We start from the raw sequence: 20,403 nt of genomic DNA, 5'->3' as shown, positions 1-20,403 counted from the left end.
CCGACTCCGCCCATGCGGCCTCGTGGCAGACTTGAAGGGCGGTAATTCGGTTGTATTTAATTTTCACGTGCAACCAATTATGATTTATGCTACGGGCTCCACCTGTCATGAAGGTCATACTGGTTGTCACCAATTCGAAGGGTCCTGTGATATTCAAGGGTCGCAAGGGTACAAACACCCGGGGTGAGCTTACCTTCTATTCTGCGGATGGGCGGACGAGTTTTGAGACCTCAGATGTGCTGCTCTGGCAGGAGTGTGACACGGTGGCAGCGGCTGAAAGCGTGGTGAATGCCTTGGGTCTCGGCGACGAGGTCAACGGCTAGTTTCCGCCCAGAATCCTGGGCAACCTTAAGACCAAGGGCCTCACCAAACCCCTCCGTTGGCATGCGAAATCAACGGCTGCGGGAGTCGGGACTATCCGCAATTCAGGTTGTGTGCATACGACCACTGCCCGGAAAGGCACGATTCAGGAAATACAAAGTCCACGGTATGAACAACCTCTCCATCCACCGGATATCACCAAGGCAGCGCCTTCTATCCCCTCCTGACCTCCCGCACCTTTAGGTGCCCGCGCACTTGCGACTTGTTGACCCGTCCCAACGGCTGCGTTGAACGGCGCGCACCATATGCCAGAAGCTAGAGTGCAGGCCATGGAAGTCCTGCCCTGTACTGGGGCTCCATACCCCTCCCCGGAGGTCGATCCATCCTCACAACCACCGACTCCCATGACCCATCCAACGCACAATGATCCCACATGTTCTCCTGCAACATCTGCCAGACGTTGCGAAATGGGCGTGGAGGGCCTCGACGTGGTCCTCTGCGGCGGGTTGCCATCCCACCGCCTGTATTTGGTAAAAGGTGACCCCGGCGTGGGAAAAACCACACTTGCCCTGCAGTTCCTCATGAAGGGGGCCAACCAGGGTGAGAAGGTGCTGTACATCAGCCTCTCTGAGACGAAGAACGAGATCCTGGCTGTTGCAGAATCTCACGGGTGGGACCTTTCCGCCGTGAACCTCTATGAGTTGTCCTCGATCGAGGAGAAGATCCGTGGTGACAGTGAGAGCACCTTCTTTCATCCCTCTGAAGTGGAGCTCAACCGGACGATTGGGGCCTTGATTGAGGAGGTGGAACGGATCGGACCTGCCCGTGTGGTCTTTGACTCCCTGTCTGAAATGCGCATGCTGGCGGAGACGCCGCTCCGGTACCGGAGGCAGATCCTACAGCTTAAGAGCTACTTCGCAGGGCGCCAGTGCACGGTGCTTCTGCTGGATGACCGCACTTCAGGCACCCAGGATCTGCAAGTGGAGAGTGTGGCCCACGGGGTGATCAGCATCGAGGCCTCCTCCCCCAGTTACGGTGTCACACGGCGACAGCTCACGGTTCTGAAGATCCGTGGGTCCAAGTACCTGGAAGGCAGTCATGATTTGGTGCTGCGCCGCGGGGGCATGATCGTCTTTCCTCGCTTGATCGCCGACGGCACGCACCATGATTTTGAGCGGGGAGATTTCCCCAGCGGCATCAAAGAGCTGGATGCCCTGCTGGGCGGTGGCCTGGGGCGCGGCACCAGCACGATGCTCATGGGACCACCCGGGACGGGGAAGTCCACCATGGCCATCAAGTTTGCGCTCGCATCCGCCGAACGTGGGGAAAAGGCCATGCTCTTCATCTTTGATGAGACCCGGGGCACTCTGCTGAACCGGGCTTCGCAATTGGGGATGGCCCTGGAACCGCATATCGAACGGGGCATGGTCGAAATCGTGTCGGTGGACCCAGCGGAGATTTCCCCTGGGGAGATGGGCCACCGCATCCGCGAGGCGGTTACCCGTGATGGCGTGCGTCTGATTGTGATCGACAGCATCAATGGCTACATCAATGCCATGCCTGCGGAGCGTCACCTCAACCTCCAGTTGCATGAGCTGCTGGCCTTCCTGAACCAGCTGGGGGTGGTGACCATCATGGTGCTGGCCCAGCAGGGGCTGATTGGTTCGATGAAATCTGCCGTGGATCTCACCTACCTGGCGGACACGGTGCTGCTGCTCCGGTTCTTCGAGGCGTATGGGCGGGTAAAACAGGCGGTGTCCGTGATCAAGAAGCGCAGCGGCACGCATGAGCGGACCATCCGCGAGATGCGCATCACCGCCGAGGGGATCACCGTGGGGCAGCCATTGTACAACATGCAGGGGGTCCTCACGGGCGTGCCGGAGTTTCTGAATGGGGCGGAGATTGAGGAAACCGACAGCCCCCTGCTCCAACCATGAGTGACACCACCCACGGGGAGCCCCTCTCCGCCAGCAGCGGCGGCACGGATCCTCCTCACATGCTGCCATCGGCGGTGCCAACCGTGCCCGCGGCGATCGCGGCGAACCGTATCCTCCTGCTGGCACCCACCAGCAACGATGCTCGGCTCACTGCGGGTTTCCTTTCCGCTGCCGGACTGGACGCCTTCATCTGCTACACCATGGGAGGGCTGACTGAAGCGATGCGAGCTGGATGTGCGGCCGTGCTCGTGGCGGAAGAAGCGCTTCACACGGATTGCGTGAACCTGCTGGTGCAGGAACTTCACACCCAACCGTCCTGGTCTGACCTGCCAATCCTCATCCTGACCGGAAACGGGGAGGCAACGCGCTACCGCCAGCGCTATCTGGATCTGCTGGGCCCAGTGGGCAACGTCTCCATCATGGAGCGTCCAGTGCGACCCACCACCCTGGTCAACAGCTGCAAAGTGGCCCTGCGTTCCCGCCTGCGCCAATACCAGGTGAGGGACCTGCTGGAGGAACGCCAGGCAGTGGTTGCCAGCATCAGTGATGCGTTCGTCACCTTTGACTCCGCCTGGCGCTGCACCTTTCTCAATGAAAAAGGGGAGGTGCTGGCCGGGCGAAAGAAGGAGGAGCTTATCGGCCGGTGCATCTGGGAGGTATTTCCTGAAGCCCGGGAGCTGCCCATCTACGAGGCGGTGCAGCGGGCGATGGTGCAGCAGCAGAATCTCGACTTCGAGCAATATCACGCCACGCTCAACCGCTGGCTGGAGGTGAGAATTTACCCCTCCTCACGCGGCATCTCCGTCTTCATCTCCGATGTCACGGAGCGTCGCCACGCGCAGAATGAGCTGCGGGAAAGCAAGGCTCGGCTGGAGTTCGCCCTCAACGCTGCGCAGATGGGCGACTGGGATCTAAACCTGGCCAACAACACCTCGCACCGTTCCTTGCGGCATGACCAGGTCTTTGGTTACACGAAGCCGGTCAGAGAGTGGGGACTGGAGACCTTTCTCGAGCACGTGCATCCGGATGATCGCGAGGAGGTATCGAGGAAATTTTCCGCCGCCATCGCGAGCAATGAATCATGGCGCTTGGAGTGCCGCGTGATCTGGCCTGACAGCAGCGTTCACTGGATCGCCATCCACGGCGGCCTCTACCATGAGGCGATCGGGCGATTCCCGCGCATGATTGGCACGGTGATGGACATCACGGCGAGGAAAGACGCCGAGGTGGCCCTCCTCCAGCAGACGCAGGCCCTGCGAGAAGCGGACCGGAAGAAGGACGAGTTCCTGGCGATGCTCTCCCACGAACTGCGCAACCCCCTAGCCGCCGTCTCCCATGCGGCCATGCTGGTCAATGACGCTTCCGAAATGGAAGACCTTCATTGGGCCGCTGGCGTGATTGACCGGCAGACCCGGCAACTTGCCCACCTCATCGATGATCTGTTGGATGTCTCACGCATCACCACAGGCAAGATCCATCTGAGGAAGGAAGTCATCGACGCTGCCATCGTTCTGGACCATGCCTGTGAGACCGCCGGTCCTTTGATGATCGACCGGGGGCATCGGCTCAGGAGACGCTACCTCCAGGGCGAACTCTGGCTGGAGGCGGATGCCACCCGCATCGAACAAGTGGTGCTGAACCTCCTGACCAACGCCGCCAAGTACACACCCAACGGCGGACAGATCGAACTCGCGGCCCGGCGGCAGGAAGGAGAGGTCGTCATCCAGGTCTGCGACAATGGCACCGGCATTGTGCCCGAGAGACTGCCTGAGATGTTCCAGCTCTTCACCCAGGGGGAGCGTTCCATTGCCCGAAGTGAAGGCGGCCTCGGCATCGGGCTTACCATTGTCCAGAAGATCGCTGAGATGCATGGTGGTCGCGTGGAAGCCGTCAGCCCCGGCCCCCAACAGGGCAGCACCTTCACCGTGCACCTGCCGTTGGCGGATCCTCCCGCCCCGGCGGGCGAGAAGCAGCCAGCTCCTGCGACTGCGGAGTCTCCAGCACAGCGCATCCTCGTGGTGGATGACAACGTCCACTCTGCGCAGGGGCTGGCCCGGTTGCTGGAACGGGCCGGTCACGAGACCACGGTGGCCCATGATGGGAACCAAGCACTGGTGATAGCGAAAAAATGGGTGCCCCATACGGTGGTGCTCGATATCGGTCTCCCCGGCATGGATGGCTATGAGGTGGCGCGGCGCTTGCGCGATCTTGAGGGGTGCCGCAATGCCCTGATCATCGCGGTCACAGGCTATGGTCAGGAGGAAGACCGGCAGCGCTCACATGACGCCGGTTTCGACCATCACTTGGTGAAGCCGGTGGGAATCGCAGAACTGCGGGCTCTTCTTGGTGAGGCGAGGAGACAGCGAAATGGGAAGCATGCGGTGTGAGGAGGGGCAATGAGGCAACCGAAGCGGTCGCCCTACAGCCCAGGTGGAGTCCGGGCTGAGAGGCGAGAAGATCGACATTCCAAGTGTGACCATGCCCCCACCCCTGACTAACGCTCTGTCGGGCGAGCGCCCCGCTTGCCACGAGCGTCTCCTGCCCCAGCAACCGGAGCGGTCGCCCTACAGCCCAAGTGGGGTTCGGCTGACGGGCGAGAAGATCCACATTCCACGTGTGACCACGCCCCCACCCCTGACTAACGCTCTGTAGGGCGAGCGCCCCGCTTGCCACGAGCGTCTCCCGATGAGTAAACCGAAGCGGTCGCCCTACAGCCCAGGTGGAGTCCGGGCTGAGAGGCGAGAAGATCGACATTCCAAGTGTGACCATGCCCCCACCCCTGACTAACGCTCTGTAGGGCGAGCGCCCCGCTTGCCACGAGCGTCTCCCGATGAGGCAACCGGAGCGGTCGCCCTACAGCCCAAGTGGGGTTCGGCTGACGGGCGAGAAGATCGACATTCCAAATGTGACCACGAACTCCGCCCCTGATTTACGCTCTGTAGGGCAAGCGCCCCGCTTGCCGCGAGCGTCTCCTGAGACCCGCAACCGGAGCGGTCGCCCTACAGCCCAAGTGGGACGAGGGCGAGGAGGCTTGATGAGCGTCTTTTCATGCGAGATCGTGCTCCCCAACCGATGACCTTCCCCGACACAAAAAACCCCGTCAGACCATCAGCCTGACGGGGTTGGTATTCTTTCAGAGGGTGTCCTCGTTTCCGGGCAATCAGCTCCAGCCGTGGGCCTCGCGCACCTTGATCATGGCGGCCAGGATCTTGTTCCACGTGTCCTGAGTTTCCAGAACGGCGTTCGGGAACATGCAGCCATCCCAGCAGATGTGCTGGATGCCGCGGGAGGCGGCGTCTTTGAGCCAGTAGCCAGCAGCCTTGGTGATGTCGAGCTTGCCGTTGGGATCATCTGCCTGGCAGTGACGCCCGGTCTTGTCGTGGGAGCCGGTGCCGTGCACGGTGCCGTCGTTCTGCGCCACGTGGAAGTCGATCGTCCATGGCCGCAGGGCGTCCGTCATCGTTGTGTACGCAGCTTCGAACTCTGCCTCGCTGTAGCCTTCCTTAAGGAGGGCGTGCTCAGGGGCATTGTACCCCAGAAGGTAGAGGTACGTGTGGGCCAGGTCAGCCTGGAAGCCAACGGTGCCGGGCATGCCAGTCTGCTCCAGCAGGTCCAGCATGTCCTTCCATGAGTGCATGCCTGCCCAGCAGATTTCGCCTTCTGCGGCGAGACGCTCGCCGTTTGCGGCGGCCACCACACCCGCTTCGCGGAATGTTTCGGCGATCTTCTTCGTGCTGGCGACCGGATCTGCCACCCAAGCGCCCGGGCTGCCGGCAGAGTCAATGCGGATCACGCCGTACTGGCGGACGCCGTGCTCATTGAGGATCTTGGCAATGCGGCAGGCCTTCTTGACTGCGAGCACGAACTTCGCGCGCTGGTCGGGGGCACCCATGGCGGAATCCCCCACCGTGCCCGGCCAGATCGGGGCCACCAGAGAGCCCACCTTGAGGTTCTTGCTGGCAATGAGGTCTGCCATGCGCTTGATGTCATCCAGGCTGCCATCCGGGTCCGTGTGGGGATGGAAGAGGAAGAGATCCACGCCCTCGAACTTCTGCCCGTTCACCTCCGCATTGGCGGTGAGTTCGAGCATGCGCTCCAGGCTGATGGGCGGGTGGTCCGTGCCGGGCTCTTTGCCGACGAGGCCGGGCCACATCGCGTTGTGCAGTTTGGGTAGAGTAGCCATGATTCGGTAACGGGACTTTGCGATTCGAATGATGTTTTGGCGAAACAGGAATGGTGCAACATCCGGGCTGCACGTGGCAAGCCTTTCTGTTGCACCATTCAGAAAACGAGGCGGATCTTACTTCACACCCTGAGCCTTGAGCTCATTGTAGAACTCGTAGCCCTGCTCGGCGGTGAGGCCTTCATGCACCACGCCGCGGACGGCGCGCATCATGGCCACGGGGGCGTCGGACTGGAAGATGTTGCGGCCCATGTCCACACCGGAGGCACCCTGCTGGATGGCGTTGTAGCTCATCTTCAGCGCGTCCAGCTCCGGAAGCTTCTTGCCACCGGCGATGACGAGCGGCACGGGGCAGCAGCTCGTGATGGTGTCGAACTCTTCTTCCGTGTAGTAGCACTTCACCATGTGGCAGCCGAGCTCCGCCATGATGCGGGTGGCGAGGCGGAAGTACTGGGCGGTGCGGGCCATCTGCTTGCCCACGGCCACCACGCCCATGACGCCGATACCGTAGCGGTTCGCGCCGTCGATGAGGTCGGTCATGTTCTTGATGGTCTGGCGCTCATGCTCGCTGCCGATGAAGACCTGCACGGCCAGCACGGAGGCGTTCAGGCGCACGGCTTCCTCAATGGAGCAGGCGATGCTCTCATTGGAGAGAAGGTCGGGCTGGGCCATGCTGGTGCCGCCGGAAGCGCGCAGGGCGATCGCCTTCTGCGTGGTGGCGGGGATCACGCTGCGCTGAATGCCGCGGGTCAGCATGAGGCAGTCTGCATACGGCTCAAGCGGGAGGATGGTCTGATCCACACGCTCCAGGCCCGTGGTGGGCCCCTGGAAATAGCCGTGGTCGAAAGCCAGCATCACCGTGCGGCCGTCCTTGGGATTGAACACGCGGCTCAGGCGGTTCTTCAATCCCCAGTCGTACTGGTGGGAACCTTTGAGGAAGAAGCCAGGTGCAGCCTGGGGAGTGTCGGTGAAGTACTCTTTTTCCTTTTTCTCTGCTTTGGTGCCGTCTAGGTCTGCCATGGTCTTGTAGTTAGTAGGGTCGGTTGAGTTGGGGTCTGATGAAACGGATGTTGGGGGAATTTTCCATCGCACAGGAAGTGCGGTTTAGGACAAATCCGCCAGGAAATATTCAGGCAGCGATGTATTCTTTCATAGCACCGACGATGATGGTCAGCGACATCGCACCCGCGTCCGGGAAGCCAATGGCACCCTCGCCGAGCGTTTTGGCGCGGCCGAACTTGGCCACCATGGCTTTGCTGGCCTCAAGACCTCCCAAAGCGGCAGTTTCTACGGCCGTCACGGCATCGATCAGGGAGGCTCCCGCGACTTCCTGCGCCTTCACGGCCGCCGGTTCGAGCGAGTCAACAATCGTTTTGTCACCCACCGCCGCGCCTCCGCGGGACTTCACGCCTTCCAGCCCTGCCTGAAGCAGGAGCGCCAGACCGGCGGCGTCGAATTCTTCCCTGCCAGCCAGGGCCTTGCCGCCGTTGCGGAACATGGTGCCAAAGATCGCGCCGGAAGCACCGCCCATGCTGCTCATCATGGCCATGCCCACGCTGGAGAAAGCTTTTTCGATGGACTCACCGCTCAGTTTTTCCTTGGCGGCGTTCATCCCGCGTTGCATGCCCAGACCATGATCCCCGTCACCCAGATTGCGGTCCGCCTCGGACAACACGGGTTCTGCAGCAATGATGCGATCCGCCACGAGGGTCAGCATCGCTTTAACTTCGTCTTTATTAAGTGTTGTCTTCGGCATGGTGGCGCGGATACAAGGCGGGGTGGTGGGCGTTGTCAAATACGCAAACGCGGGACACGCAGCATGACGTAGAAATGGGGCAGGCAGAAGCAAAAAAAGGCGGGAAATTCCCACAAAGTCGCGCACTGGTCGTTTGGCGGCTTTCCTGCCCCAGGCCGGGGCGAATTCTTTGCCTTCGCAAAGCATTCTGGCGCTCAGGGAGCAGTTGCGAGGTCCACGAGCTGATCCGCCACGGGCCCCAGCCAGCCGGTGTCCCACCGATGCTTGACCATCAGGTCGGGAAGGTACGCGTGGGGGATGCGGTTCTGCTCCAGGAGCTCATGCATGCCGATCACCTGCGATTTCCAATCCGGCCCCACCGCCAGGACGATGCGGCCACGGTGTTTCAAAACCTCCCCCGCCCCGGCAAGGAGAGTGGGAGGCAGAACGGCGAGGAATGTTTCCTTGGTCCCAAACACGTCTTTGATGCCGATGGGCCCCCATTCCTTGCCGTGATTCTCGCCGTTCAACAGGAACGGGGCATCCCACGTGGCGGCGTACCCGAAGACGGCCGGGTGCCGCAGCAGGAGCACACAGGCCCCCCACCCTGATTTGCTGAAGCCCAGGAGCCAGCGATGTTCCGCGTTCGCGACTGTGGGGTACCGCCGATCCACATCAGGCACGAGCGACTTCACCACAAAGTCCTCCTGCCGCAACTTCGGATCACTGGCGTGGTTGCCATACCAAGGCACGATTTTGAAGGAAGGGGCCACGCAGATGACCTGGTGCTTGTTCGCGAGGTCGAGCTTGCGCGCCTCATCGAGTCCATCACCATAGCGAAAGCTGCCTTCTGGCTCGACGGGGAGGATGTAGAGGACCGGATAGCGCTTTTCTGCGGTGAGCGGTGCAGGAAGGATCACTCGTACCGTGGTGGGGCCGGACTGGCAAGAGGAAGGCAGGGCGTAGCTCTGGATGCCGGTCACAGCGTTCTTTGGGGTGAGTTCCGGCCTCTGTGCCGATGCCGCAGACGGGGCGGCAAGCCAGAACGGGAAGAGCAGGCTGAGAAAGGCGAAGCTGGCGGAATGGGATCCCATGGTGGTACAAGATCAACAACGTGAGGTGGGGCATCAGGTCTTGCACCTGGTCGAAGCGGTACAGGAGGCGGGGGTTCCCAGCCCCGCTCAGTCGTGCTTCCCTTGACTCTCTTATCGCCTCAGTCTCCCAGCATACCGCGGGGCCGGAGACCCCGCCTCCTTTATCGGCTGTTGGAATCGATTGAATCCGCAACCTCCTGTCAATTGAAGTGCGTCGTCTGCCGCTCCACAGTGGCGACCATGCCACTTGGTGCCCCCATCGTCTGCCTGGACCTTCACTACACTGATGCCGGCGCCACGGTGGCGGCCGTGGTGTTTTCCAGCTGGACGGACGCAGTGGCGATTAAGGAAACTACCCTCACACTCCCAGTGGCTGAGGGCTACGAGCCCGGAGAGTTTTATAAGCGGGAACTCCCTTGCCTGTTGGCGGCCATCCAGTCTCTGGACGAGCCTCCTGCCCTCATCCTCATCGACGGCTATGTCTGGGTGGGGCCCTCGCGTCCAGGGCTGGGTGCCCGGCTGTATGAGGCGCTGATCAGCAGATCCCGACTATACCTCCCGGCAACACGTTTTGTGAATCTGCTTCAGCCGACTTTTCACAAAACCTGATGCAGTGCAGTATAAATCAAAACAGACCTTTCGGTCTATGGGCAAAACTCAAGAAATCAGCCACGCTTGCCGGGTTCTCCAGCAACCCGTTGCGCATGCCCCATCTCCGCGTGGTCGTGAGACTCCGGGGCGATGCCGGTGGCCCGGCCCTTCTGTGTGTCTTCCATTCCCAGAGCGCGGATCAGTCCGCGACGCTCGCCTCCCTGCACCCCGAGATCCCGCCCATGCATGTGACGCGGGAACAGATCCGCTGGATGGTGCCTGTGCTGGCGACGTTAAGGTATCCTCTGGGGTGATTGCCGCTTCAGTTGATGCAAGCGGGGCTATGTTCGATCAGGTGCGGGTATCCAGCGCACTCGATTCTGGTCCCCGCAGCCAAGGGTTATCTACTGACCTGCCCCTGACTGCTGCCTGCCTCTCCTGTCTGAGGGGGTGTTGCCGCAGGTGGGGCTCCCACATGTTTGCGGAGAATGCGGCGCACTTCCTGGATGGCTTGAGGGTTCTGATGGGCACCGTGGTTCGAGGGGACAATCAGTTCAGACTCCGCACCGTCCAGATGCGAGCTCGTGTAGGGCACCACGCCATCACTACAGCCCGGAGGTCCGCCACGACCGCGATTGCCACAGATGGTGTGATACGGCACCCCCCGCGTGATGGGCAGGTCCATGGTGGCTTTCACAAAGGGGTTGGCCGGGGAGAGGGTGTCGATGCTATTGGGCAGACGCCCCATCTGTAGGGAGGTCTCGTCCAGCAGGAGCACATCGGTGATGGTGGAGGCCAGGGAGACGAGATCGGACGGTGCCTTGACCAGGCGGGAACCGAGCCGCCCCACCCAGCCCATGGCCAACTTGCTCCCGCGGTGCGGGGCGGAGATGAAGATGGCGCGGTCAATGTCATCACGGTGGCTGAAGATGAGCGTATTGGCCAGCAGAGCCCGATCCTCCGCGGAGAGGCGCGTTTCCTCGGGCGGCACGCGGAAGAATTTGTTCCAGACATCATGGTGCGTGTCGATCAGCATGAGCCGCCCGATCACTCCGCCCATACTGTGGCCCACATAGACCATCGGTTTATGGTGGGGGTAGGTCTTGGCCGCCTTGTCAAACTCCTGCCGCAGCAGTTCAGCAGTGTACGGGTAAGGATAGCCGCTGGGGTAGCTGTACATCCAGATCTGGTACTTCTTCCGGATCACTGGATCTGCCCGCAGGGCATTGAGCATGGGCGTCCAGGTGGCGGGCGTGTCCATGAGGCCGTGCACCAGCACCAGCGGCACCCGCTTGGGATCATAGGGGCGCATCCGGATGAGCCGGGCCGTGTCTGCATAGCGCCCGGGGTCGATGAGCCGGCGCAGACCGAGGCGTTCGGGCCTCTCTCTCGTGAGCAGCACGGCCAGAGGGGTGGTGTAGTCGGCCGCCAGATCCATCCTGTGTCCTGCCACCTTTGCCTCGTCCGTATCCAGCGGATCGTAGAACTGGATCTCGCAACTGCTGCCCTTGAATCGGGCCACGGCAGTGACGCCGTAGTAGATCCTGGCCCCCATGGTGATGGCCTCGGCAGGGTCCAGGTCCGCCCTTTTGCTGATGGCCACCAACGCGGCGCCGACTCCGGGGCGGGTGACACGTTCCTTCAGGTACTTTCCCCCCACCTCCAGTTGGTCGTCGGGAAGGAACTCGTACAGGGAGGGATCCCACGTGGGCCGTGGATCCTTGTGATGGCTGAGCGTAAAGTCTCCAAACCGGGTTGGCTGCGACCACGGGTCCATCCGGTGCATCCGGATGACGGCAAACACCCGCTGCAGGGCGTAGTTGTACACGCGGAGCGCCTCCTTGTCCCCGGCATCCTGTTGCAGGCGGTCCTGGCTGTCTTTGAGCACGGTGAGGTACCGTTCGATAGCTCGCTGGGGGTCTTTCTTCGCGCAGCGGCTGATTTCGTGGAGAGCCTCGTTGGCGCTCTTGATACGCACATCCACCTTCGTCTGGCCCGTTAGCCGGGCACGCGTCTCACGGAGGGCTGCGATGGGCGTGCAGGACGGGCCGGAGACAAGTATCCCGGCGAAAAGCAAGACGAGAAACCGACGGCAAGGGGGCATGCGCGCCAAGCTTACGTGGTGAGGCAGAGTGACACAAATCCGGCGTTGGGCATTTGTGTGCGCCCTCTTCACTTGTTCTTCAAGCCGTCATCACCGGCCGGCGACGCCGCAGGGCCAGCATCATGCAGGCACCCCACACCAAGACCATTCCTGCAGGCTCAGGGACGGGCGTGATGAGGCCCAAGATCTCCTGACGGTAGCCCGAGACCAGGGAATCAATGCTGACCTGCTCGTCTCCTCCGGGAAGGGTGATCGTGCCAGCCACGGAATGCACTCCCACCAGCTCCAGCACCCCGTTGTTCACAATGAAGGTCGGCGCCCCGGAATCCCCAGACTGGAAGAAGGTGTCGTACAGCACGTCTGCATCATAAATCGCTGTGGCGGACCAGCCGTTCACCACAGAAACGCTCCGCTCCGCCACCCCCAGGGTTCCGTCATCGAGATCGAGCACGTTCGTGCCCACGCGGAAGTTCTGGTACGAGCCCTGACCTGAATTCCCCACGACGAAGACATCCTCCCCTTCCAAAATGTCGGGACTGGGCAGCGGGTCGAAGATCTCGTAGGAGCTGATGTTGCTGCTTGTAGAGGAGGTCAGACGGCCGATCCAGATGTCGCTCAGGCCCTGGTCCGTCATGAGCTGAATGCCAAATGAGGTGTTCACCACGTAGTCCTCGAACCCGCCCGAAAGACTGTCGCTCAGATAGAAGCGGACATTGTCCGCCCCCGCCACGGGATGGTAGTGCCCCACGGAGATGAAGTACTCGTCAGAGATCATCGTGACCCACCGACCATCGGACGTCTGCCCCACCCCGCTCCAGTCGTAGCCAGCGCCAATGAAGTTCGCACTGCCATTGAGCCGCTCATTCACGTCAGCATCATAGCTGGCCACCTGGAGGGCCGCGGAGAGGTCGCCCAGCATGCCACACCAGGCAAGGCAGAAGCTGCTCGCGAAAATCAAGACTGATTTCACCAAGGGGCGCATGAGTCAGGACGGCTGGGACTACCCTATGATATTTCCAATCAGCCCGAAAATATCATTTAACCCTGACGATGCCAGACAATAGTTGGAAATATCAGCTCGACTGGCGCTTCCGCCGCATCCCGATCAATCCCAACGCCAGCAAGAAAAACGCCATCTTCCCGGGCTCCGGGACGCTGGAGTATGGTATCCCAGCGGCGGTCAGGCTCTCCAGATAGAGAGCAAGAAGATCGTCCACCGATGTGGTACCTCCTACCCCGTAGTGGGTGCCCAGCAGGACCAGTTGTCCATTGTAGATGGCAAAGGTGGGGCTGCCCGAGTCGCCGGATTCCAGGAGGGCCTCTCCGGTCAATGCGTCTTGATCCCAGACCAACCCTTTCCGAATGAGGCTCCCGTCAATTTCCACATCTTGCACGCCCTCAGAGATGTTGGTGCCGATCCTGGGTGAGGCTCCGCTTCCATGGCCATACACCAGCAGAGACAAACCCTCGAAGTCAGCGTAGTCCGATGAGTCGAAGATGGCGTACGAAGCGATGCTTGGCGACACCGTGGTGGTCAAGCGACCGATCCTCAGATCCCCGAGCGCATCGGACACCTCTCCTGTGGGAGCGAATGAAAAGCTGGTATCAACGGAGTAGGTGATAATGCTGCCCCCAGCCGTCCGAAAGGTGACCTCTGATCCAATAGGATAGTGCCCCGAGTACACGAAGTACTGGTCACTGATCATCGTGATCGACTTCTGTGGCTCCGTCGTGCTCCAACCCACTCCAGAAAAGTCGTAGCCAGCGCCAACAAAACCCGCGCTGGAATTCACGACCGGAGTCGTGGGATACCCCGATGCAAACCGGTCATGCAAAGCGGGATCGTACCCCACGATGGTAACGGCACACGCCGCATCCGTAAGGAGAAACAAGACCAGTGAAGCAAAGACGCTACGAACCATGAGACTGCCGAGGGGATTTCTGAGAAACCATAACTCCCTCTTAATCATCCGCCAGAATAAATGCTCCTTCGATGACGGATAATTGTGGTTTTTCTCCTTCAGAAACAATGACCTCCACGATATCGCATCGAGTGTTAATGCATTCTGGCCGATCCAGTAGTCGCAGCCAGGCCCTTGCCCCACGAAGGATGAGCCTTTCCTTTACGCTGCCCACCGCGTCCGCCGGCCGGCCGTACTCCAGACTGGTACGGGTCTTGACCTCCACGAAAGTCAGCACATCGCCATGGCGGCAAACGATGTCCACCTCGCCGCCCTTGGGGCCGCGGTAGTTCCGGTACAGGATCTTTCTCCCGTTCCTCACCAGCCATTTCGCGGCCAGATGCTCGCCCCATTCCCCAATGATCCTGGGCTCGACGCGGTGCCCCCTAGAGGTCGTCAAACGCAAACGTGAGTTGAGAGACGGGCGAGAAAGAACGGCGATGCAGCGGGCAAGGACCATGCCTGCGGAGCGCCTCCAGGTGCTCAGGTGTCCCATACCCTTTGTGTTGATCGAAGCCATATACGGGATAATCCAATGCCGCCTGCCGCATGAGCCGGTCCCGCGCCACCTTGGCAATGACGCTGGCCGCAGCGATGGAGAGACTTAGAGCATCCCCCTTCACCAGCGCACGGTGTGGCACAGGAAAGTCGGGCACGGGTGTCCCGTCAATCAAAACTGCGTGCGGCAGCATGGACAAACCCTGCACTGCCCGGCGCATGCCCATCCGCGTGGCCTGGAGGATGTTGATGCGGTCGATCTCATCCACCTCAACCATCACATGACACCACAGGACGTCGGCGCGCCCCATCAGCTCATCATAGATGCGCTCGCGCCGCAATTCCGTGAGTTGCTTGGAATCGTGCAACTCCGCATGGGTGAAATCATCCGGCAAGATGACCGCGGCCACACTCACTGGTCCGGCCAAGGGGCCCCGCCCTGCCTCATCCACCCCAGCCACCACCTGGTGGCCTTCCTGGCGCAGCTCCATTTCATAGCGGAAGGTCGGGCGTGCGGCTCCCAGCATCGCTTTCCCTGCTCCCGCCTTTTTGCGTGCGGCGGTTGGGCGACTGGCGGCAGACTTTTTCACGGGGCGGTGGCGGTGGAAGGACCCGCTGGTGCCACCGCCGTGGGACGGGCGACGATGTACACGGGCGAGCGCTGCAATTCGAGCATCTCAGAGCCGAAGTCAATCAACGTGTTGAAGGCCGTAAAATGCCTCGCTGCCCCATGCAGTTTCAGCGAGTATTGCAGGGCGCGCCCGCCATCCAGCAGCGTCGCGTGTTGCACGTTCAGCCGCTGGGCCAGCGCCGTGACTTCAGAGACGTTCATCACGCCGCCAGTCCCTGAGAGGATGAAAACGATGTTCCCATTCTGCTTCATGCCCGCCAGGGCGCGGTAGGTGACCCGATTACCGTCGAAGTACCGGGTGCTGGGCAGATCCACATAGGAAAACACCGTGTGGTTCTTCATCAGGGAGGGATAGCCTTGGGATGCCTCCTGAAGCACACCGGGGGTCTCCTCGAAGAGGGACTTGGGCCCGAACCAGGGCTTGCCCGCCTTCACAAAAAAGTAGCCCGTCCACGCCGGGAAGGTCGGGTTCCGCTGGGTGCCCTCGTGCACCACCAATCCCAGCGGCTTGCCCGCGGGATCGCGGAAATTGGCTGTGATCGCAAAGGCGGCACGCTCGGTGGCGAGCCGTTCCTTGGCCGTGGTGAGAGCGAAGCCGTCCTTGAAGCTGGTCTGAAACTGGTAGTTGGCCGGATTGATCTCAATGACGTTCACGGTCTCGCGCACCAGAAAGCCCGCCACACGCTGCCCCCAGGTGCGGGCCTCACGCCGCAGCACCAGGGTGCGCCAGGTGATGCCGCTGTCCTCGTCCCTCCGCACCAGGGCGCGATCCATCTCGGCCACGGTGAGGGCTGAGACCGGTTTCCATGAACCGCTGCCTCCCAGGCGCACTTCCAGGGGTTGCCTGGAATCGCGAAAGGCCAGGAACACGATGGTGCTCCGCAGGTTGAAGACATAGTCCACCGCCAGCACCGCCACCAGTCCCAGCACCATCAGGAGGCCCAGGATCCGCCATGCACAGCCACGTTTCTTCTTCAGGGGTTTTCCGCCGGACCTCACGCGAACACACTTCGCACGTTCCAGGTCTCCATCAAGTCTTTGGGCAGTTCTTGAAGGAATCGGGACGGACGCTGCAGCACCTCGCCATCGCGCGCCTGGTAGTTGATCACCGGATACGTCAGGTAAAGTTCATCCTTCGCCCGGGTGACCGTGACGTAGAAGAGCCGGCGCTCCTCCTCCAGACCCACCTCGCCTGATTCCTCGATGACGCGGTTGTTGGGGAACATGCCCTCCGCCAGCCACACGGCAAAGACGGCCTGCCACTCCAGCCCCTTGGCCTGGTGGGCAGTCGTCAGCGTGACCGCCTCGGAGTCGCGGTTGTTCGCATTGGGCTGCTCATCCGTGTCCACCCCGCTCACCAGCGCGAGCTGGCTGAGGAACTCGGACACATCCTTGAACCGGGTGCTGTAGTTGCTGAGCTGCTCCAGGTCCTGCTTGCGCTGATCGGCGTTTTTGAACTTGGTGCGCATGTAGTCCTCATACACGCCCTCCATGACGCTCCGGATCATGGCCGAGGGGGCCACGGGTTCCCCTTCAGATTCCAGCAACTCCTCCAGGGTGAAGGCGGTCTGCTCCCAGATCTTGGCCGCCTTCTTGGGCGCGGGCAGCTTGCGGAGACACTCTCCAAAGACGCTCTGGGTCACCGGTCCAGCCACCGCGGCGCTTTGCAGCCAGTGGGCCCACATCTTCCCTGCGCTGGCGGTGCCCACGCCGGGAATGAGGCGCACCAGGCGCATGAAGGAGACCTCGTCCTGACGGTTCACGGCGAACTTCATGAACGCGGCCACGTCTTTCACATGCGCCTGCTCGAAGAATCGCAGACCGCTCGTGATCTGAAACGGAATCCCTCGGTTGGTCAGCTCCATCTGGATTTCCAGGGAGTGATAATGAGCACGGTAGATCACCGCCATCTCGTTGAACTCCATGCCCTCATCCCGTAGCTCCAGGATGCGCTGAGCCACGAACGATGCCTGGGCGCTGGCGTTGTCCAGCGGCACCAGGGCGGGCAGCACCTCCTTGCCCACGCGGGCGGGCATGAGCGCCTTGCGGAACTGGCCCTGGTTCACCTCAATGGCCCGGTTCGCCAGATGCAGCACCTCAGGCACGCTGCGGTAGTTCACCTCGATCTTGTACACCCGGGCCTTCGGATAGCGCTGGGGGAACTCCAGGATGTTCTTCAAGTTCGCCCCGCGCCAGGAGTAGATGGACTGGGCATCGTCCCCCACCACCATGAGGTTCCCCTCAGGCCCGGCCAGCAGCTCGATCAGCTCGCTCTGGAGCAGGTTGGTATCCTGATACTCGTCCACCAGGATGAAGCGGAAGGTCCGGCGGTAGCGATCGAGCAGATCCTCATTCTCACGGAAGAGCCGGAGCGTCATCGTGAGCAGATCGTCGAAGTCCACGTTGTTCGTCTCCAGCTTCTTCGCCGTGTAGAGCTCGCGGAGCTTCTCGATGCCCTCCACCACCCGCTCAAAGTACGGGTACTTGCCCTTCACCACCTGGGCGATGGAGGTGCTGGTGTTGTCTGCCAGGGAAAAGATCTCCCCCAGCACCTCCGGCTTGGGGAAGCGGTAGGTCGTGGTGTCCACGCCGCTGCTGGTCACCACCGTCTCCATGAGGTCCTTCTGGTCCTCCCGGTCCATGATGGAAAAGCCCTGCCGCAGCCCCAGGCGGTCGCCGTGCTTCCGCAGGAGCCGGTTGCCGATGGAGTGAAAGGTGCCGCCCCAGAGCCGGTTGGTCTCGATCGGCAGCAGATTCTGCACCCGGTCCAGCATCTCGCGGGAGGCCTTGTTGGTGAAGGTCACCAGCAGGATGTTCTCCGGAGCAATGCCGTTGTCCAGCAGGTAGGCCACCCGGTAGGTCAGCACCCGGGTCTTGCCGCTGCCTGCGCCCGCGATCACCAGGGACTGCCCCGCGGGAGCCGTCACGGCCGCGAACTGCTGTTCGTTCAGCTCCGCACGGTAATCGATACGATGAGGAGCCGGGGTGCCATGAAGCGTGTAGTCGCGGGCCATTAGAGGGGGGCAAAAAGAATCGGGAACAGGAACAAAACCGACCCCGATCAAACCACCATTCCGCCGCGAGGCAACCTCTGTGGGAAAGATTCCTTTTTCCTGCAATTTCCCACATCGCAAATGAAGTGGAGTACGTACGGCTTTTCCCCTTGCCCGTGGAACGGTGGCTGCTAAACAGTCCCTCCATGCAAATCCGCAACCGTGCTTTTCTCCTCCTTGGATTGTTGGGCGTCGCCACCGCCGGTCTGACTGGCTGTAAAAAGAGCGGCGACGCTGCTGATGCCGACACCATCGTGATCGGCGAGGTGGCGGCCCTGACGGGCGGCACGGCCACCTTCGGCCAGTCCTCCCATGCTGGCACGCAGATGGCGATTGACGAGGTCAACGCTGCTGGCGGGGTACTGGGCAAGAAGATCAAGCTCGTGACCGAGGACGACCAGTCCAAGCAGGGCGAGGCTGGCATCGTGGCCAAGAAGCTCGTGAGCCGTGAGAAGGTGGTGGCCCTGCTGGGTGAAGTGGCCTCTGGCCGCTCCCTGGAAATGGCCCCCATCGCCCAGAAGGCGGGCATTCCCATGATCTCCCCTGCCTCCACGAACCCCAAGGTGACGGAGACCGGTGACTCCATCTTCCGCGTGTGTTTCATTGATCCCTTCCAGGGCACGGTGATGGCCAAGTTCGCCCTCGCCCGTGGCTGGAAGAAGGTGGCTGTGATGACGGACGTCACGCAGGACTACAGCGTGGGTCTCTCCCAGTACTTCAAGGAGTACTTCACGAAGAACGGCGGCACCATCGTGGGCGAGCAGAGCTACGCCTCCGGGGACAAGGACTTCAAGGCCCAGCTCACCTCCATCAAGGAAGGCGCTCCCGATGCCATCCTCGCCTCCGGCTACTATAATGAAGTGGGCCTCATGTCCACGCAGGCCAAGGAACTCGGCATCCAGGCCCCCCTTCTGGGTGGCGATGGCTGGGACTCCCCTTCCCTCGTGCAGGTGGCGGGCAAGTCCATTGAGGGCTCCTTCTTCTCCAACCACTTCTCCAACGAGGACACCGCACCCCGCATCCAGGAGTTCGTCACCAAGTACAAGGCCAAGCACGGCACCATCCCTGACGCCATGGCCGCTCTGGGTTATGACTCCGCCATGATCCTGGTGGACGCCATCAAGCGTGCAGGCACGACGGAAGGCAAGGCTCTGCGTGACGCGATCGCCGCCACCAAGGACTTCGAAGGCATCACCGGCAAGATCACCCTGGACGCCAAGCGCGACGCCAACAAGCCCGCGGTCGTCCTCACGATCAAGGACGGCAAGTTCGTGTACGTCGAAACGGTCGCTCCCTGATTTCGCTCTAGGAACTCTCGCTAACTCATCTGACCTGACGCAGCAGCCCCACCCTTAATCGAGAGCGCACCTTGGATCAGTTCGTTCAGCAACTTCTCAACGGCCTGTTCCTCGGTGCCATCTACGCGTTGATCGCGTTGGGGTACACGATGGTGTACGGGGTCCTGCGGTTCATCAACTTCGCGCACGGGGATGTCTTCATGCTCGGGGCCTTTGGCGGACTCTATGTCCACAAGGCCCTCGAGCCCCTGCTGAACAGCCTGCCCTGGCCCCTCGCGCTCGCGGTGGTGATGCTCGCCTCCATGGCGATCTGCGCGGCCCTCGGTATTGCGATTGAATACTTCGCCTACCGGCCGCTGCGCAATCGCCCGCGGCTCAACGTCCTGATCACCGCCATCGGGGTCTCGCTCTTCATTGAGTACACCGGTCAGCTCGTCTTCGGGGCCACGCAGCAGCCCTTCCCGGCGCTGATCCCCCGGCAGAACATCAGCGGACTGGGCGGGCTGACGGTGACTATGACGCAGGTCATTGTGGTGGTGGTGACTACCGCCCTCCTCGTCGGACTGCGCTACATCGTCATGCGCACCCGGTTGGGGCTGGCCATGCGGGCCCTTTCCTTGAACCCCACTGCGGCCGCCCTCATGGGGGTGAATACCAGCGTGGTCATTTCCTTCACCTTCGGCCTTGGCTCTGCCCTCGCGGCGGCCGGCGGCATTTTGTACGCATCTCTCTATCCTTCCGTGGATCCCTTCATGGGCATCCAGCCAGGCATCAAGGCCTTCGTGGCAGCCGTGCTGGGAGGCATCGGCAACATCCCTGGTGCCGCGCTGGGTGGCATGATCATTGGCGTGGTGGAGACTCTCGTCACCGGCTACAGCCAGAAGCTGGGCATCCCTTCGGGGTATAAGGAGGGCGTCGCCTTCGTCATCCTCATTCTCATTTTGCTGTTCAAGCCCTCGGGTCTGCTTGGCAAGGTGGAACGTGAAAAGGTCTGAAT

18 protein-coding genes are annotated in these 20,403 nt (G+C 61.5%); 7 read left to right on the top strand and 11 right to left on the bottom strand.

The window, feature by feature from the left end:
- The first annotated feature begins 107 nt into the window (after positions 1–107).
- The 3 genes from VSP_RS16415 to VSP_RS39570 all read left to right on the top strand — a co-directional run bounded on the left by VSP_RS16415 (position 108) and on the right by VSP_RS39570 (position 4,645).
- Positions 108–323, top strand: a complete 216-nt coding sequence (locus tag VSP_RS16415; RefSeq protein ID WP_009962023.1) for a hypothetical protein — start codon at positions 108–110, stop codon at positions 321–323.
- A gap of 465 nt (positions 324–788) precedes the next feature.
- The gene (locus VSP_RS16410) at positions 789–2,258 is read left to right on the top strand and encodes an ATPase domain-containing protein (RefSeq protein ID WP_009962022.1); all 1,470 of its coding nucleotides are present in this window, start codon (positions 789–791) and stop codon (positions 2,256–2,258) included.
- Positions 2,255–4,645: an ATP-binding protein gene (locus tag VSP_RS39570; RefSeq protein WP_009962021.1), complete on the top strand. Its 2,391-nt coding sequence runs from the start codon at positions 2,255–2,257 to the stop codon at positions 4,643–4,645. Before VSP_RS16410 ends, VSP_RS39570 begins: the two co-directional genes overlap by 4 nt.
- Before the next feature lie 773 nt (positions 4,646–5,418).
- On the opposite strand, the gene VSP_RS16400 is transcribed toward VSP_RS39570, so the two are convergent.
- From VSP_RS16400 to VSP_RS16385, 4 genes are all read right to left on the bottom strand, one after another.
- A complete protein-coding gene (locus tag VSP_RS16400) occupies positions 5,419–6,441 on the bottom strand; it encodes a TIM barrel protein (RefSeq protein WP_029190505.1) in 1,023 nt (340 codons plus the stop codon).
- A gap of 117 nt (positions 6,442–6,558) precedes the next feature.
- On the bottom strand, positions 6,559–7,461 hold the full coding sequence (gene lsrF, locus VSP_RS16395; RefSeq protein ID WP_009962019.1) for a 3-hydroxy-5-phosphonooxypentane-2,4-dione thiolase: 903 nt from the start codon (positions 7,459–7,461) through the stop codon (positions 6,559–6,561).
- 109 nt (positions 7,462–7,570) lie between these two features.
- Positions 7,571–8,197 carry a dihydroxyacetone kinase subunit DhaL gene (dhaL, locus tag VSP_RS16390; protein WP_044133574.1) on the bottom strand — a complete coding sequence of 209 codons (627 nt, stop codon included), beginning with the start codon at positions 8,195–8,197 and terminating at the stop codon, positions 7,571–7,573.
- A gap of 194 nt (positions 8,198–8,391) precedes the next feature.
- The gene (locus VSP_RS16385) at positions 8,392–9,270 is read right to left on the bottom strand and encodes an alpha/beta hydrolase-fold protein (RefSeq protein ID WP_009962016.1); all 879 of its coding nucleotides are present in this window, start codon (positions 9,268–9,270) and stop codon (positions 8,392–8,394) included.
- 240 nt (positions 9,271–9,510) lie between these two features.
- Between VSP_RS16385 and VSP_RS35810 the strand changes: the two genes are divergently transcribed.
- Both VSP_RS35810 and VSP_RS35805 read left to right on the top strand, forming a co-directional pair.
- Complete coding sequence (locus VSP_RS35810; protein WP_009962015.1) at positions 9,511–9,879, top strand: endonuclease V; 369 nt, start codon at positions 9,511–9,513, stop codon at positions 9,877–9,879.
- A 95-nt stretch (positions 9,880–9,974) separates the two neighbouring features.
- Positions 9,975–10,175 carry a hypothetical protein gene (locus tag VSP_RS35805; RefSeq protein WP_157210933.1) on the top strand — a complete coding sequence of 67 codons (201 nt, stop codon included), beginning with the start codon at positions 9,975–9,977 and terminating at the stop codon, positions 10,173–10,175.
- Positions 10,176–10,261: 86 nt separating this feature from the next.
- Here VSP_RS35805 and VSP_RS35800 read toward each other — a convergent pair whose 3' ends face one another.
- The 7 genes from VSP_RS35800 to VSP_RS16345 all read right to left on the bottom strand — a co-directional run bounded on the left by VSP_RS35800 (position 10,262) and on the right by VSP_RS16345 (position 18,069).
- On the bottom strand, positions 10,262–11,965 hold the full coding sequence (locus VSP_RS35800) for an esterase/lipase family protein (protein ID WP_053332347.1): 1,704 nt from the start codon (positions 11,963–11,965) through the stop codon (positions 10,262–10,264).
- A 79-nt stretch (positions 11,966–12,044) separates the two neighbouring features.
- Positions 12,045–12,947, bottom strand: coding sequence for a hypothetical protein (locus VSP_RS16370; protein ID WP_009962013.1), 903 nt, complete (start codon positions 12,945–12,947; stop codon positions 12,045–12,047).
- A 91-nt stretch (positions 12,948–13,038) separates the two neighbouring features.
- The gene (locus VSP_RS16365; protein WP_009962011.1) at positions 13,039–13,887 is read right to left on the bottom strand and encodes a PEP-CTERM sorting domain-containing protein; all 849 of its coding nucleotides are present in this window, start codon (positions 13,885–13,887) and stop codon (positions 13,039–13,041) included.
- A gap of 40 nt (positions 13,888–13,927) precedes the next feature.
- A complete protein-coding gene (locus VSP_RS16360; RefSeq protein WP_009962009.1) occupies positions 13,928–14,326 on the bottom strand; it encodes a YraN family protein in 399 nt (132 codons plus the stop codon).
- A complete protein-coding gene (locus tag VSP_RS16355; RefSeq protein ID WP_009962007.1) occupies positions 14,313–15,014 on the bottom strand; it encodes a ribonuclease HII in 702 nt (233 codons plus the stop codon). Before VSP_RS16355 ends, VSP_RS16360 begins: the two co-directional genes overlap by 14 nt.
- A complete protein-coding gene (locus tag VSP_RS16350) occupies positions 15,011–15,988 on the bottom strand; it encodes a phosphodiester glycosidase family protein (protein WP_009962005.1) in 978 nt (325 codons plus the stop codon). The genes VSP_RS16355 and VSP_RS16350 overlap by 4 nt, the downstream gene beginning before the upstream one ends.
- A gap of 62 nt (positions 15,989–16,050) precedes the next feature.
- On the bottom strand, positions 16,051–18,069 hold the full coding sequence (locus VSP_RS16345) for an ATP-dependent helicase (protein WP_009962004.1): 2,019 nt from the start codon (positions 18,067–18,069) through the stop codon (positions 16,051–16,053).
- A gap of 185 nt (positions 18,070–18,254) precedes the next feature.
- On the opposite strand from VSP_RS16345, the gene VSP_RS16340 reads away from it, so the two are divergent.
- Positions 18,255–19,406: an ABC transporter substrate-binding protein gene (locus VSP_RS16340; RefSeq protein ID WP_044133571.1), complete on the top strand. Its 1,152-nt coding sequence runs from the start codon at positions 18,255–18,257 to the stop codon at positions 19,404–19,406.
- Positions 19,407–19,477: 71 nt separating this feature from the next.
- Positions 19,478–20,401, top strand: a complete 924-nt coding sequence (locus tag VSP_RS16335) for a branched-chain amino acid ABC transporter permease (protein WP_009962002.1) — start codon at positions 19,478–19,480, stop codon at positions 20,399–20,401.
- Positions 20,402–20,403 lie beyond the last annotated feature (2 nt).

The organism is Verrucomicrobium spinosum DSM 4136 = JCM 18804, from assembly GCF_000172155.1.
Classification (GTDB): domain Bacteria; phylum Verrucomicrobiota; class Verrucomicrobiia; order Verrucomicrobiales; family Verrucomicrobiaceae; genus Verrucomicrobium; species Verrucomicrobium spinosum.
This window is presented reverse-complemented; position numbering and strand designations above follow the sequence as displayed.